Origin of the sequence: Streptomyces sp. FH025 (assembly GCF_017427025.1) — a bacterium.
In the GTDB taxonomy this organism is placed as follows: domain Bacteria; phylum Actinomycetota; class Actinomycetes; order Streptomycetales; family Streptomycetaceae; genus Kitasatospora.
In genome coordinates, this window is sequence record NZ_JAFLNG010000142.1 from 1 (window position 1) to 13,412 (window position 13,412).

Genomic DNA, 13,412 nt, shown 5'->3' on the forward strand with positions numbered 1-13,412 from the left:
GGGAGGGCGGTGGGCGAGGTAGAGCCGCCGGCCGTGAGGTAGGGCTGTCCGGCCTGGCGTGCCTGCTCAGCTTGGCGGGCAGCTTCCAATTCGCCGAGGCGTCGGGCGGCCTCTGCCTCCTCCTGGCGGACACGCTCGATCTCCTGGACGACCGCGCGGGACTGGGCGGCTGACTGGACCAGTGTGTTGCCCAGGGACTCGGCGACCTCCGGGTTCAGGTAGATGGAGGCGGTGGTCTCACCACAGTGGACGAGTAGGCCGATGTCACCCTCGGCGTCCACGTGGGTGCGTGCGTAGTCGCGGGGGCCGTCGTACTTGCAGGGGAAGCGCTGCTCGTCCAGGCGGACGGTCTCGGTTGCGGTTGTCATCGGGGTTGTCTCCATCATCTAGCTGAGCAGGGTCACGAACGCCTGGACTTCGCGGGCGGAGTGCCCGCCGTCGTAGCGGACGCTCTGGCCGTCGCGGGTGATCTCCAGGCGGTAGCCGTCGTTGTCGTCGGGGGTGACGTGCAGGGTCACGCCGTCGGGCAGGGCGTAGGTGCCCGTGGGGTTCTTCATCGCGTGTTCCGTTCCGTGAGGGTCCGGAAGGGTTGAGGCAGAGCGGTTAACAGCGGTGCTCACGCGGCGGCCCGCAGCTTGCGCATGGCGCGCGACCAGGTGGCTTTGACCGTGCCGGGGGTCTTGCCCAGAGCCTCGGCTATCGCGGTGGCGTCGAGCTTCCCGGCGTCGGTGAGCATCGGCGGGTTGCCGTCGAAGCCGTAGGCGAGGTGGGCGATGGCGACTTCGGTCGGGGACATTCGGGCCAGCAGCTCGATGGCCTTCACCTGAGCGGCGGCGGCGAAGCGGGCACTGGTCTCGGCCTCCGCCGCGTGGTCGACGATGGCCCCGGTGGCGTGCTTGCCGCGCTTGGTGCCGGTGACCTTCACGCCTTTGCAGCGCACGGCGTCGCGGGAGACGGCGAGCGGGTTGTGGGCCAGGGAGGGCTGGAGGTCGGTGCACCAGCCGACCGTGGTCGCTCCGGCGACGACCGGCCGGCCGTTGGTGACGGCCAGGTGCAGGCGGGCGGTGCGCGGGGCGGTGCCGAGCGAGGTGTACTCGACCAGGTGGTCCGGGTCCTGGGCGGGCGAGGCTTCGAGCGAGCCCTCGGAGACGGTGGCGATCGGCGTAGGACGGACGAAGGCAGCGGCGACGAACTCGGCGTGCGCGGGGGTGAACCGCCGCTTGGCGTCCGGGTGGTTGACCAGTTCGTCCTTCGCGGCCTCGAAGTCCCCGCCGCAGCGGGAGAGGGCACCCATGAAGGCGCCTGCGGCCGACCTCGGCGCGGCGGGGGCGATCTCGCGGGTGGCGGCGGCCCGGCCGTCGAGCTTGGCCCGCTGGAAGGCGTACGAGGTGAACTCGGCCGTGTTGGGGCCGTCGACGTCCCAGTCCTGGAGGGCGCGCCAGAAGCTCAGCCGCATCTCCTGGGCGATGTCCTGCGCGGCCTGGTGGCTGTCACCCTCCATCTGCTGGGCCCGCTTGCGGGATACGGACCGGGCGATGCCCTCAAGCCCGTTCAGGATCTCCTCCGTTGCCACCCGGCCCAGGTCGAGCTTGCCCATGCCAGTGAGGGCGGGCAGCGGCTTGGGGGTCTGGGCCTGGCGGATCAGAGCGGGGGTGATGCAGGGGGAAGACATGAAGATTCCTTGACATGTACAGAACAGTGATCGAGGCGTGCGGTATCGCCGCGCGGCGGACCGCAAAAAGGCATGGCGAAGTCAGCGGCCGGCGCTCAGGCCGCGTCAGGGCATGACAAAGCCCCGGCGGGCGCACGGCCGCGTCGGGGCATGAAGAAGCCCCTGCCGGTTCGGGTTCAGCCGAAGGGCAGGGGCCTGAAGGGGCCTGGTGTCAGATCAGGCCGCGAGAACTCCCGCACGGCTTCGGCGTATTGCCGACGCCGCGGCGAGAGTGAGGCATCGCGAGAACAGGGCCATGCAGCGAGCGAGACGCAAGTGGAGGGCGCGTTCGACGCGCGCCCGGTGGGGTGACGGCCGGACCGACCGATGGGTGTGCAGGGTTGCTAACGTCCGGAGGCGCTTCCAGGCGGGGCCCCATTCGGAGGGCTCCTCGGCCGGGGGCTCGATGCTGAGACGACTTCTGTCGGTGATGCCCATGGCGAGGCGAACGGCCAACGCCAGGGCGGGAGAGATGGTCCGGGCGATCTCCCGGCGGACTCGGGCGATGCGGCGGAGGTGGCGACGAGAGCCGCCTGAACGGGACCATCCTCCCCGCCGCATCGCTACTCCTTGTGACTGGCCGCGCATCCTCCGGCGCAGCGTGCGAGGGGGAGCTTAGGCGTGTGTTCGTTGTGTACTCAACATGTGAAGAGTTAGTAAATAGTCGCCTATGGCTCGATCAAGCCCACTATCTGCATATATGTATGCAAAGAGTAGGTAATGTGAATTGAATCTCATTTGCCGTGTTTGCGGAGGTATGCGGCCCCGAGATCAAGCCGGTCGGAGGAGTCGCCGAAGTGCCCCAAAGCGGCGTTCTCGCCCCTGCACAACAGTCTTCTGACGGCGAGTCCGTGAGGCTTATCGTGGTCGTGGTCCACCACCAGACGGTCCCCGGCGGCGGCCTTCTGCCCGCAGATCGCGCAGCGCCACCGCTGCTGGCGACCCATCCGCTCATAGTCACTCAGCGTGATGCCGTAGACCCGCCGCAGCCGGGCGTCCCGCCTCCTGCGGACAACGGACGGATCACGGTTCGCCTTGTTGTTCGCCGCCCTCACGCATCGTCGGCAGACGTTCGCCCGGCCGTTGGGTGCGCGCTTGCGCCGGCCGAACTGCCCGAGGGGTTTCTCGTCGTCGCACACCTCGCAGAACTGGGTGAACTCGCTCTCGGGCTCACGCTGCATAGGCCCACTCCTCCGGGAGCCCGTAGCCGTCGGCCCAGGAGGGCCCGTACACCTCGGCGTCGGTGTCCAGCGGCACCCCGAGCAGCGTCATCTTCATGGCGTCCGCACACGCCTGGGCCACGTCCGCAGCCTCCCGCTTCGGGGCCGTGCCCACGACCTCGTCGTGCACCCACATGGTGAGGTAGGGGGTCAGACCCTGATCGTCCATCGTGATCAGCGCCTGCCCCATCGTGTCGCGGGCGGTCGACTGGCAGGCGTAGGCGACGCCCTTGTACAACTTGTCGCGGTCCAGGTGGAGCCTCCGGCCGATCACCGTGGTCATCGTGCATCCCTCGGCGAGGGCCTGGCGTTGCAGTTTGCGGGCCCACCTCTTGATGCCCGGGAAGGCCCGGCCGTAGCGCTGGAGCGTGTCCCGCATGACCGCCACCTCCTGGCCGGTCTGTTTGGCTAGCGTCGCAGCCCCGCCCTGGTAGGCAGTCCCCAGGCCGGCGATCTTCGCCAGCGTGCGCTGCCCCTTGTCGTAGCCCTCGCCGTACATCATCTCCGCCGCGAAACCGTGCAGGTCCGCACCCGAGGCGATGGCCCGGATCATCCGAGACTCCTGCGACAGGGCGGCCAGCACCCGGAGTTCGACGGCCTGCTGGTCGACGGAGAAGTACACGCTCCCCTCCTCCGCGACGACGCACCGGCGCACCTCCCAACCGTGCGAGGGAAGTTGCGCCATCGCGGGGTCGGAATGGGAGGCACGGGCCGTGATCGCCCCCATGGGGTTGATCTTCGGGTGGATGCGGTCGAAGTGGTCCCGGTTGTCCAGCATCGCCTCGGCATAGGAGGTGGACCATTTCCCGGCGCGCTTCGCCCGCAGCACGGCGTCCGCGAGCGGGTTGGGCTCGCGCATCCCCAGCCGCTTCCAGTCCTGGTCCAGGTCCGCCAGCGGCAGCAGCACCTCCTTGGCCACCGACAGCGCCCCGCTGTCGGTCCTCTCCGTCAACCGCTCGCCCATCCCGAGCAATGCTGCGGACACCTGATCCGGGCTATTCACCGAGGCCACGCCGAATCGCGCCGCCACGTCGGAGAACCGCTTCTTCTCGTCCGCCAGGCGGCCGACCAGGCCCTTGGTATAGGCCGGGTCGATCAGCATGCCGGTGCGCTGGAGCTTCGCGCACACCAGGGCGATCCGGTGTTCGTAGGGCAGCAGGGCCGAGCGCAGGCCCTCGGCCTTGTACCGCTCCAGCAGCTTGGGCAGCAGCCGGGCGACGAGCAGCGCGTCGAGACCGGCGTACAGCTCGTAGACGTCGTGTGAGAGGGCGATCCGAGCCCAGCCGTTCTCCTTGGTGAGGCCCATGCTGTTGAAGACCTTCGTCAGGTCGTTCTGCGTGTCGGGCGAGGCCGGGTCGACGTACCAGGCCGACAGCGGCTTGAGCGACAGGCCGACGCCACCCTCGTAGTCGTGGCGGGAGTCGAGCAGATGGGCGGCCACCCGGGAGTCCTGGGCACGCGGGTAGAGGTCTTCGAGCTTGATGCCGAACTCGGTGTCCACCTTCAGCGCGTCGAATGCCAGGTTATGCGCGACGAGGCGGGGCAGCTTGCTCAGCGCCTCGATCGCCGCCGCGCGGAACGGGCCGCCGAGTTCGATGGGGATCACCCACGCGGTGTGGGTGTCGCCGAACTGGACGAGGCGTATTCGGTCCGTCCACGCCAGGCCGGTGGTCTCGGTGTCGAAGCCGATCAGCGTGCCGGCCGCCGCGTGGGCGGTCCACCAGGTGCGGAACTCCCGCAGGTCGTCCACTCGTTCGGGGACCTTGATCGTGACTGACTCTCCAGCCAGCCGGTACGGGTGTACCCGCATGTGCTCATTTCCTAGTCGTTGGTGGGGGCGAAGATCCCGGGGCCTGCGGCTGTTGGCTCGGCGGCGAAGCGCACGCCGAGCAGCATCCGGCCCTTGTTCATGCGGTGCTGGCGGATGCCGCGCTCGTCCAGCGCGCTGATGAATCCGCGGCGGGTCCAGGCCTTCTCGCCCTGGGCCTCGGCCCAGTCCCGGTACGCGTTGTAGGCATCCTGGGCGGGCACGTGGTCCCGCTCGCCGCCAGTTTTCACCATGATGTCCGTCAGGAATTCCGCCAAGGCGTCGCTGTTCTCCTTGAAGTTGGAGGTCGCGGCCTTGATGCAGTCGGGCTCCTTCAGGCCCTCGGCGTACCACTCCACTGCGCCGGCCACCGCCCAGGCAGCGATGCCCTCGGCTTCGGAACGCAGCTCCTCGAAGATGCCGTGGTCCCGCTCCTCCGGAGCGAAGTAGCGATCGAACTTGATCAACTTCACGCGCCTCCACAACCCGGTGTCCTGGGAGCGGAATTGGGGTGAGTGGTTGGACGCCAGCCACAGAAGGAAGCACGGCTGATAACTGAAGAAGTTCTCTCTCATGAACCTCGCGGTCAGCCGGTCCGACCCGGTGGCGCGCTTCAGGACGGACTCACTCATCGCTCTGCCCGCCTCACCCTCGCTGGCCATCACCATCCTGGCCCCGCGCAGCGCGGCCAGGTCAGCCGGAATACTGGAGCCCCGGTCCTCGAAGGTCTCGAACCTGGTCGTCTCCGACAGGTCCCCGAACACGTGCGAGAGGGTGTCCAGGAACACCGACTTGCCGTTCGCGCCGATGCCGATCAACACCGCGAACGCCTGCTCCGCAGTGGACCCGGTGATGCCGTACCCGCACAGCCGACGGATGTAGTCGACCATCGACGGCTCGGTGGGGAACACCTCCGTGAGGAAGCGCCGCCACCGCTTGGCCTTCGCCAGCCGGTTGTAGTTCCACGGCAGGGACTTCGTGAGCATGTCGTCGGGGCTATGCGGCTGGAGCCGGCCCGTGCGAAGGTCGACGGTCCCGTTGGCGAAGCTGAGCAGGTGCGGCTGGTTGTCGAAGTCGTCCACCTCGCAGTGGACCCCGCGAACCGACGCCAACTCCCTGATCAAATCGTCAATCCTGCGCGCCATGGTGAAGCCCTTCGACGCCTTCGCCAGCGGCAGGGCCGCGACCTGCTTCTCGTACTCCGCCTCCAGCGCGTCCCCGGCGAGCTTCAGCGCCAGTGCGGCGCGGATGACCTCCTTCTCCCTCGCCAGCGTCTCCACCATCGCCGCCCCGAGGTCGTGGGCGGCCTGGCGCACCAGCACCTCGTTGCGCACCCAGTGCGTCCCGTTCCACACGTGGAACCCGACACCGTCGGCGTACTTGATGCCGCCCTTGGTGTACTGCACCAAGGCGTGGGCGTTGACGATGTCCGAGGCCCCGTAGCGGGACGCCGCCTCGCGATAGGCGGCCACCGCCTCGGCCGGCGGCAGGGTCAGCGACGGCCGTTCCGGCTCGTAGGGGGTGGTCAGGCTGTCGATGGCGTACGCCGTCACCGCTTCTCTCTCCAAACTGCGTAGTCCTTGAAACCAGCGGGCAGGGTCAACCGCCGGGCGGGCACGCCCCGTTCGTGAAGGGCGGCCAGGATGGTCTGGGCGAAGGCGAGGCCCGACCTGTCGTTGTCGCCGCACACCCGCACGTCCTTGTCGGCGAGGCCGGCGGCCAGCGCGTCCAGGGTCACGGGGTCCTTGTTGAGCAGCGCGGCTCCGCGGACCCCGACGGCGTTGAAGCCGTCGGCGACGACCGCCAGCGGGTCCGACAGACCCTCGGCGATCACCCACGGGCCATCCGGGTCCGGCCCGGGGAACACCCCGTAGCGCTGCCACTCGAACCCGTCCGGGTTGGCGAGCGAGATCCACCGCACCGGGCAGCGCCCCGACAGGTCCCGGCCTTGGGCGCCCCTGGCCACTCCCGCGAAGTCGAGCATCGGAACGACGAGGCGGGGATAACGAACGAACGAGGTCGGAACCCAGTCGGGGCACGGCTGCGGACCGGACCACCAGCGCAGGTCCAACCGGGCCTGCTCGGCCGAGGAAAGACCAAAACGTTTCTGCGCGTAGGCCACGGCCGGGGCGGCATCCGGCTCACCGGCCGGCAGACCATCCAGCCACACCCGCAGCCCGGCCGTCAGGTACGGGGAGACGGGCTCCGGCCGGGCCTCGGCGACGGCGACCAGTCCCTCGGCGTCCACGTTGAACAGGTTCCGGGGCAGCAGGCCCATCCCGGCGACGATGTCCTCGAAGGCGCACCCGGCGCGGCAGGCCAGGCCCACCATGCCGGACGTCTTCAGGTTGATCCACAGCGACGGCTTCCCGTCGTCGTGGGCCGGGCAGCGGGCGACCCACTCGCCGGGCTGGTAGTCCCGCCACTCCTCAAGGCGGCCCAGGATCGCCGACATGCGCACGGCCCTCTCCTCTCTCTAGTAACCGGCCTCCCGAAGGGCCTTGACGATCGCCGCGTGCGTGCGGATAGAGGTGACGGCGTACCCGTCCTCGGTCCGGGCCCGGGGCCGCTTCACGTACGCGACCCCGAAGCGCATCCCCGAGTTCTTCGCCTCCGCCTCCGCTTGCCGGACGTACGAAGCGAGGTCGTACGACTTCTCCGCCTTGCACTCCCCGGCGAACGGGCGCACCCCCAGGTCGCCGATGTCGGCCACGCCCTCCTGAACGTTGCGGCGCACGTTGTCAGGGTCCAGCGGGTCCTTCCAGCGCACCGCCCGGTCGCCGTCCTTCCAGAACTCCCGGTACTGGCCGAGCTGTTCGTTCAGGTAGTCGGCCACCGCGGACTCCCAGGCGGTGCCCTTCGCCTTCGCACGGTTGGCCACTAGGCGGTCACCACCGTCAGGGCAGCGCCCCGAAACACGGCGACCGCTGCGGCCTGCCAGAAGCGCAGCCAGTCCTCGCGCTCGCGCGAGCCCGCGAGGAAGACGATCGTGTCGCCGGGGCCGGCGGTGTAGAGGTCGCCGATCGCCGGGGCACAGTCGGGTCCGATGCGGTAGATCATGTTTCCTCCGGGGGCCGGGGTTCGCGGAAGTCGGCGGTGTGGGCCGCGTCGGAGGCACGCAGCAGGCGGCGCGGGGATGCGCCCTCGGCGGCGAGCGCGCGGGCCCGGCCGTGCAGGAAGGCCCGGCGCTGCTCGGGCGGGACCGTCCACAGCGGGATGGAGTGGTCGGTCAACGGGCAGTCCCCTCCTCGGGAAGGTGAGCCCAGGAGGTCCGGCGGGCGATGTGGCGGCAGGCGCGCTCGGATATGCCGAACGCCTCCGCGAGGGCGGAGAGGCTGGCGCCCAGGTCGGCGGCGCGGCGGATGGCGTAGACCTTGCGCTCGGTCAGTTTGGCCTGGCTGTTGCGGGTGCCGGCCGACGGCGGCCGGGGGGATTCGCGGAACGCCAGGCGCATGATCTCCTGCGCGCGGTCGACGTCCGGAAGGGGGTTGATCAGCCGGGCCGGGATCGGCTCGGAGCCGGTCAGGGTGTGCAAGTGGTTCTCTCTCCAGAGGAAACGGGAGCGGGACCGGCCCTGAAGGACCGGTCCCGCTGGTGGTGCTGGTGGGTGGAGCGCCGGTTAGAACGGCGGCTCCTCCTCGATCGCGGCCGAGGGGCTGTCGAGGACGGCCTGCTCGTACGGCTTGATGACCTTCACCGCGGCCTTCTGGTAGTCGACATCGCGGCCGGCCTTACTCGTGTACTGCACCCGCTCGTTGATGAGGTGGGCGAGCGACGGGCCGCCGGAGCGGGCCAGCGCGCCCTTCAGCGCGGGCAGTTCGGGGATCAGCGACCAGCCGGACGACTTGTAGCGGAAGCGGCCCAGCTCCAGGGCATGGGGCAGGGTGAAATCGATCTCGATGCTGGGCTTCGGCCCGCGCTCGGCCTTCGCCCGGTCCTTCAGCTCGGCGATGGTGCCGGGACAGCGGCACGGCACACCGACGTCCTCCGGCGGCGACAGGAAGGTGCGGGTGTCGCAGTGGTGGGCGAGCTTGCCGTTAACCCACTGCTTGAAGTCGAGCGAGACGGCTTCGGGGCCGTCGATGACGACTTCGACCCGGTCGGCGTTCGTCTTGACCGCCATGGCGTCCTCGGCCTCGGTCTCCCGCTCGTACGGCTCGCCGCCCAGCAGCTCGGCCACGGCCTCGGCGGTGGTCGGCAGCGCGGTGGTCACCATCCACTGGTGCTGGGCGACCGGGAAGCCACCATCGGGGGCCGCCTCATAGTTGCGGAAGACGCCGGCCAGGTCCGGGCGGGCCGCAGCTTCGGCGCGCTCCGCGCGCTCGGCCAGCTCGGGGTCGCTGGCGAAGATGTTGTCGAGTGCGTTGCTCAAGTGCTTCCGTTCTATCGGGGCGGGGCCGCCGGTCGGTCGGCCCCGTGATGTGTGAGGCGGGAGGGTTAACAAGCCCCGGTCAGGCAGCGCGGCGGGCGGTGCCGGTCAGGTGTCCGACCTCGTTCTTCCAGGCGACGCGGCCGATGATCCCGGCGTCCGAGGCCCGGTCGTCGGTGAAGCGCTTGCGCAGGGTGAGGAAGCGCTCGAACACGGCGCGGTCGATCTTGACCGGGCGGAACTCGGCGCGGGCCGGGGTGATGTGCAGCACCGCCCCCGCCTCGACCCTCGGGAACGCCTGGATCGCGCGGTCCACGGTGATCAGATCGTCCGCGTGGGCATAGGCCGCGAGCTGCGCGGCCACGGAGGTGTAGACCGACTTGGAGGTCTTCAGGTCGCCCAGGACCGTCTTGCCGTTGATCTTCACCATGAAGTCGAAGCTGCCCGCGTACTCGTGCTCGCGCGACCAGGCCACGTCTTCCGCGAACAGCAGCTCAGGCTGGTAACGGTCGAGCCACGCTTCGATGTGCGGGACGTACGGCTCCACGTCGTGGTGCGGGTACGGCACTTCTTCACCGCGCAGGCGCAGCTCGAAGTAGTCGTGGACCAGCGAGCCAACGTCGGCGCGGACCTTGGTGTAGCGCTTGGCCGCGAAGCGCAGGAAGTCCACGGCGGCCTGGCGGTCGCGGGCGGCGATGCGCTGGACCACCTCCAGGTCGGTCACCGCGCACTCGGCCGCCATGCCGGCCGACCAGTCCTGGAGGAACGGCTTGGCCTCCATGTTCAGGATGGACGTCACCGAGGGGGCGAGGTTGCCTGACTCGGGATGGACGTAGTAGCGGGAACCCCGCTGGTGAATCGTACGGACGCCTTCGGACATGCGGTCCTTCCATGTGCGGGCACGCAAAAGCCCCGGCTGTCCGAGGGACAACCGGGGCTGATGGAGCCTTACTTACCTTACTTACCTTACTGCGCCGTGCTCAGCGCTGGCGGCGCAGTAGCTCCCACAGGACGGGACCCGTCAGGCCGACTGAGGCAGCGGTAGTCGTCGGCCAGCCGACATGGTTGTGCAGGCTGAGCGTGGTGAGCGCCCCGTGGACGTAGATGGTGGCTTCCCGCCAGGTGATCGGGCGATCGGCCGCTGAGGGCTTGGAACGGCTGGCCTGTGTCATGATGAGAAGGTTCCTTTCTGTGGCTACGAGACCGCACGACGGAACACGCGGGCCACCCCATGCCGGGGGTGGCCCGCTTCGCGTGGTGAGATCCTACGTACCCTCAGATGGTGTGCCAAATCCCATTTCTTCGTGCACATATCGTTCCAGCTCAGCGCCTTGCTGAGGTTTCCGCATGCGAAAACCTTGCTGCTAGGTTTCCGCATGCGAAAACCCCAACAGGGAGGACAGGCGGGGTCATCATGCCGATGTTTCAGCACGCCAGCGGGCTAGCGGGCTAGCGGGCCTTGACGTGAAGCAAACTCATAGTGTTAAGCAATCCATGATCTACTCTGAGAGTAGATCATGGATGAGGCAATCAATGCGGCGAACGTTGACAGGGGGATGATGCAACTCGTTGAATCCTGAGATTCATCAGTCTGAATCAATGAAGTTGAGAACGATTTGAATCATCATTCGAAACGAGGTGAATGGTCAGTCGGTTCAATTTGATTGCATCATGTAGATCTATCGAACCCGATTACATCAGCGAAGGAAGAAGTTCGGAGTAGTCGGGAACCTCAGACGATACCCGGGCGATGGCCGCCTGTTCGTCGGCCTCGCGTTCCTCGGCGGGAATCAGATCGGGGAACGGGGTATAGACGAACACGATGTTCTCGATCGCGGTCGCGGTGCGGTCGATCGCGTCGAAGCGGTCGCGCAGGGTCATCGGGCCTCCAGGGCTTCGCGGATTCGGGCGTGGAAGTCGGCAAGGGAGCCGGTGTTTGGGATGACGAGATCGGCATGCTCCGGCCCCAGTTGCTCGCTGGGGTGGTCGCCGTCCGGAGCACCCCGGTCGATGAACCAGACCGCGAATCCAGCAGCGCGCAGCACGTCCACCTCGTTCACGAAGCGGACGTCGCTCACGACGACCGGGCCCCGTACGGCAGCGGCGGCCCGAAGGCAGCGGCCGATCCAGAAGTCCGGGTCGACGTGCCGGCGGACGCCCTCCGTGCCAAGCCGCTGCAAGAATCGCCGCGCTTGCGGGAACCGGTCTTTCACGGCTTCCCAGCCGTAGCGGTCCACCGCGTCGGCCAGGTGGACAGGGGCCGGGGCGTTCACACCCAACAGCTCGGTGCCCACCACGGGGTCGATGTCGTACGCCATCTGCTTGAGCGGGTCGGCCAGCGCGAGCCGGACGTACCCGTGCTCGCGCAGCACCGAGGCGGCCGTGTCCTTGCCCGATCGGGCCCGGCCGATCAGTGCGATGTTCTTCATGTCGGCACACTCCTTCGCCATGGTTGAGGCACCCCGGTTAACACCAGGTCGGCAGACCCCGAAACGCGAAAAGGCCCCGCCCTCCCCGGGATGGGGAAGGTGGGGCCTGGGGGTGTTGGCGTCAGCTCAGCGCGGACTCCAGCGCGAGTAGCGCCGCGCGGGTCTCGGCGAGTTCCTTGCGGAGCTGGTCTTTGACTTCGGGTGACAGTTCCTCGAAGACCTTCGGAGACAGGGCCGCGACGGTGCGGTGCAAACTGTGGACCACCTCGGCGCAGCGGCCCGGCGGAACCTCCCCATCGGCACCCAGCACAGCCGCCCCGATGCTCTGGAGAGCTGCCTTGCGGTGGTAGTTCGCGGTCCGGATCTCTCGCTGGGTCTTCGGGATGATCTTGTAGTAGGCGAAAATCTCCTCGGAAGACGAGAGGTTCGGGAAGAGGCGCGCCCGCTCGTCCGTCAGCTCATCCAAGGAGTAGACGTAGTTCACCCGCACCGGCGAGATCGCCTCGCGGATGGACTGGAGGAGACTCTGTCGATCTTTCTTGACAGCCTCTCGCACGTCGAGCGGAGACATTGGGGGTGCCACAATTCCGGCCGCGTCCAGAAGGGAGGACATCCACTGCCGGGTGGCGTAGCTCTCGCGCCGGAGGTCTGGCAACCCGTCCGCGTTGGTGAAGATCAGAGCAGTCTCGAACACCACTGCGGCGAGCGGCCCGAAGTCGCGCGACTGTTGCGCGGGCGCTACCAGTGGCACGGCCCTGTCCATGACCTCTTGGGCGCCAGGGAACGCCTGCCAGACGGGCGCGGCCTTCTTCTTCGGGGGCATCGGGTCCTCTCCAGGTTGCCGGGCAGAGTGTTGTGGAACCAATGCTTGTCCGCCCTTGTTCCCATTCCACCACAGGCCCGTGCACAACGACGAAAGGCCCCGACCGCCCGAAGGCAGGCCGGGGCCGGGATCATCGCTTGATCTTCATCCCGTCCGCACCGATCACGGTGGGAGCCGGGTCCGCGTGAGGGCACGCGCAGCACTCGGCAAGGGCTTCGGCGCGGGCGGCCTCGGAGTTGGCCGTGTCGGTGGCGTGCGTGACGACGCGCTTGCCCGCGGAGTGGCCGGCGGCCATCGTGGCTATGGCGAGCAGCAGGCCGATGACGGCTTCGTTGGTCTGGATTCCGGCGAGCTTGGGCACGACGGTGCCCAGCGCGGTCAGCGCTGCGACGATGGCCGACCGTGCTCGCACGGGGTTCTCGGTGATCCAGGTCTTCAGGTCTTCGATGGTGTTCAGCCCTTCAGGCGTGCGACGACATCGGTGATGAGTGCGGTGCCTCCGGCGAGTCCGGAGGCGACGACGCCGTAGCGCCAGCGTTCGAGGGCACGGACGCGGTCTTCGTGGTCACGGAGTGTCTGGTCGACCGCATCGCTGCTCTGGGCCAACGAGCGGACGTCCTCTCTGACCTCGACCAGCGTGTCGTAAATTTCGCGGGGCCCGATGACCACGCCGCCCAGGCGCTCGTCGTCGGCCATCAGTAGCCACCGCTGTTCCAGGCGATCGCCTCGAACGAGCCGTACGTCGCGTTGGCGTAGCGGACTCCGGCGATGATCGAGTCCACCGGGTTGAGGATGTCGCGGTGGCCGGGCAGCGAGTACGTGTCGAAGGTCGGGCGGATGGTCTGAAGCAGGCCGTACGTGCCGCCGTACAGCGCCTCGTTGGAGTCCCAGTGGTTCTCGGCGGCCGGGTTGCCGCCGGACTCGACCATCACGCGGTGCTCGATCGCTGCCGCGCTGGGGACGAGGTCACCGTTCGCCCGCAGGATGTCCCGGGCTTCCTCGATCCACCCGGCGAGGTCGTTGGAGTAGCCGGTGCTGGGCGCGGCCCTGACG

Annotated in this window: 20 protein-coding genes; all 20 read right to left on the reverse strand. The window is 68.4% G+C overall.

All coding sequences use genetic code 11. From position 1 onward, the window contains the following. Nucleotides 1-368 (reverse strand): hypothetical protein (locus J0670_RS13090; RefSeq protein WP_207811698.1); only part of this gene is annotated, 368 nt, incomplete at its 3' end. 18 nt (nucleotides 369-386) lie between these two features. Then, nucleotides 387-557, reverse strand: coding sequence for a hypothetical protein (locus tag J0670_RS13095; RefSeq protein ID WP_207811699.1), 171 nt, complete (start codon nucleotides 555-557; stop codon nucleotides 387-389). Nucleotides 558-616: 59 nt separating this feature from the next. After that, nucleotides 617-1,672 carry a sigma-70 family RNA polymerase sigma factor gene (locus J0670_RS13100; RefSeq protein WP_207811700.1) on the reverse strand — a complete coding sequence of 352 codons (1,056 nt, stop codon included), beginning with the start codon at nucleotides 1,670-1,672 and terminating at the stop codon, nucleotides 617-619. A gap of 773 nt (nucleotides 1,673-2,445) precedes the next feature. Then, the gene (locus J0670_RS13105) at nucleotides 2,446-2,892 is read right to left on the reverse strand and encodes an endonuclease domain-containing protein (protein ID WP_207811701.1); all 447 of its coding nucleotides are present in this window, start codon (nucleotides 2,890-2,892) and stop codon (nucleotides 2,446-2,448) included. Further along, on the reverse strand, nucleotides 2,882-4,741 hold the full coding sequence (locus tag J0670_RS13110; RefSeq protein WP_207811702.1) for a DNA polymerase: 1,860 nt from the start codon (nucleotides 4,739-4,741) through the stop codon (nucleotides 2,882-2,884). The genes J0670_RS13105 and J0670_RS13110 overlap by 11 nt, the downstream gene beginning before the upstream one ends. Before the next feature lie 11 nt (nucleotides 4,742-4,752). Beyond that, entirely contained in the window at nucleotides 4,753-6,306 is a 1,554-nt protein-coding gene (locus tag J0670_RS13115) for a phage/plasmid primase, P4 family (protein ID WP_207811703.1), read from the reverse strand. Continuing rightward, a complete protein-coding gene (locus tag J0670_RS13120; protein WP_243436960.1) occupies nucleotides 6,288-7,193 on the reverse strand; it encodes a toprim domain-containing protein in 906 nt (301 codons plus the stop codon). The genes J0670_RS13115 and J0670_RS13120 overlap by 19 nt, the downstream gene beginning before the upstream one ends. Nucleotides 7,194-7,214: 21 nt before the next feature. Then, nucleotides 7,215-7,619 carry a hypothetical protein gene (locus J0670_RS13125; protein ID WP_207811705.1) on the reverse strand — a complete coding sequence of 135 codons (405 nt, stop codon included), beginning with the start codon at nucleotides 7,617-7,619 and terminating at the stop codon, nucleotides 7,215-7,217. Beyond that, on the reverse strand, nucleotides 7,619-7,798 hold the full coding sequence (locus J0670_RS13130; RefSeq protein ID WP_207811706.1) for a hypothetical protein: 180 nt from the start codon (nucleotides 7,796-7,798) through the stop codon (nucleotides 7,619-7,621). The genes J0670_RS13125 and J0670_RS13130 overlap by 1 nt, the downstream gene beginning before the upstream one ends. Further along, the gene (locus J0670_RS13135) at nucleotides 7,795-7,971 is read right to left on the reverse strand and encodes a hypothetical protein (RefSeq protein WP_207811707.1); all 177 of its coding nucleotides are present in this window, start codon (nucleotides 7,969-7,971) and stop codon (nucleotides 7,795-7,797) included. Before J0670_RS13135 ends, J0670_RS13130 begins: the two co-directional genes overlap by 4 nt. Further along, nucleotides 7,968-8,273, reverse strand: coding sequence for a hypothetical protein (locus tag J0670_RS13140; RefSeq protein ID WP_207811708.1), 306 nt, complete (start codon nucleotides 8,271-8,273; stop codon nucleotides 7,968-7,970). Before J0670_RS13140 ends, J0670_RS13135 begins: the two co-directional genes overlap by 4 nt. 84 nt (nucleotides 8,274-8,357) lie before the next feature. Beyond that, nucleotides 8,358-9,110, reverse strand: coding sequence for a hypothetical protein (locus J0670_RS13145; RefSeq protein ID WP_207811709.1), 753 nt, complete (start codon nucleotides 9,108-9,110; stop codon nucleotides 8,358-8,360). A 79-nt stretch (nucleotides 9,111-9,189) separates the two neighbouring features. Then, complete coding sequence (locus tag J0670_RS13150; protein WP_207811710.1) at nucleotides 9,190-9,906, reverse strand: hypothetical protein; 717 nt, start codon at nucleotides 9,904-9,906, stop codon at nucleotides 9,190-9,192. A 181-nt stretch (nucleotides 9,907-10,087) separates the two neighbouring features. After that, nucleotides 10,088-10,279: a hypothetical protein gene (locus J0670_RS13155; RefSeq protein WP_207811711.1), complete on the reverse strand. Its 192-nt coding sequence runs from the start codon at nucleotides 10,277-10,279 to the stop codon at nucleotides 10,088-10,090. A 520-nt stretch (nucleotides 10,280-10,799) separates the two neighbouring features. Then, entirely contained in the window at nucleotides 10,800-10,988 is a 189-nt protein-coding gene (locus tag J0670_RS13160; RefSeq protein ID WP_207811712.1) for a hypothetical protein, read from the reverse strand. Beyond that, nucleotides 10,985-11,536: a hypothetical protein gene (locus J0670_RS13165; RefSeq protein ID WP_207811713.1), complete on the reverse strand. Its 552-nt coding sequence runs from the start codon at nucleotides 11,534-11,536 to the stop codon at nucleotides 10,985-10,987. The genes J0670_RS13160 and J0670_RS13165 overlap by 4 nt, the downstream gene beginning before the upstream one ends. Before the next feature lie 121 nt (nucleotides 11,537-11,657). Beyond that, nucleotides 11,658-12,359 (reverse strand): hypothetical protein, encoded by a 702-nt coding sequence (locus J0670_RS13170; protein ID WP_207811714.1) that lies wholly within the window; start codon nucleotides 12,357-12,359, stop codon nucleotides 11,658-11,660. Nucleotides 12,360-12,489: 130 nt separating this feature from the next. Then, entirely contained in the window at nucleotides 12,490-12,771 is a 282-nt protein-coding gene (locus J0670_RS13175) for a hypothetical protein (protein ID WP_207811715.1), read from the reverse strand. Between the two features lie 41 nt (nucleotides 12,772-12,812). Then, a complete protein-coding gene (locus J0670_RS13180; protein ID WP_207811716.1) occupies nucleotides 12,813-13,055 on the reverse strand; it encodes a hypothetical protein in 243 nt (80 codons plus the stop codon). Continuing rightward, nucleotides 13,055-13,412, reverse strand: a 358-nt coding sequence (locus J0670_RS13185) for a transglycosylase SLT domain-containing protein (RefSeq protein WP_207811717.1), incomplete at its 5' end; no start/stop codon positions are given. The genes J0670_RS13180 and J0670_RS13185, both read right to left, overlap by 1 nt.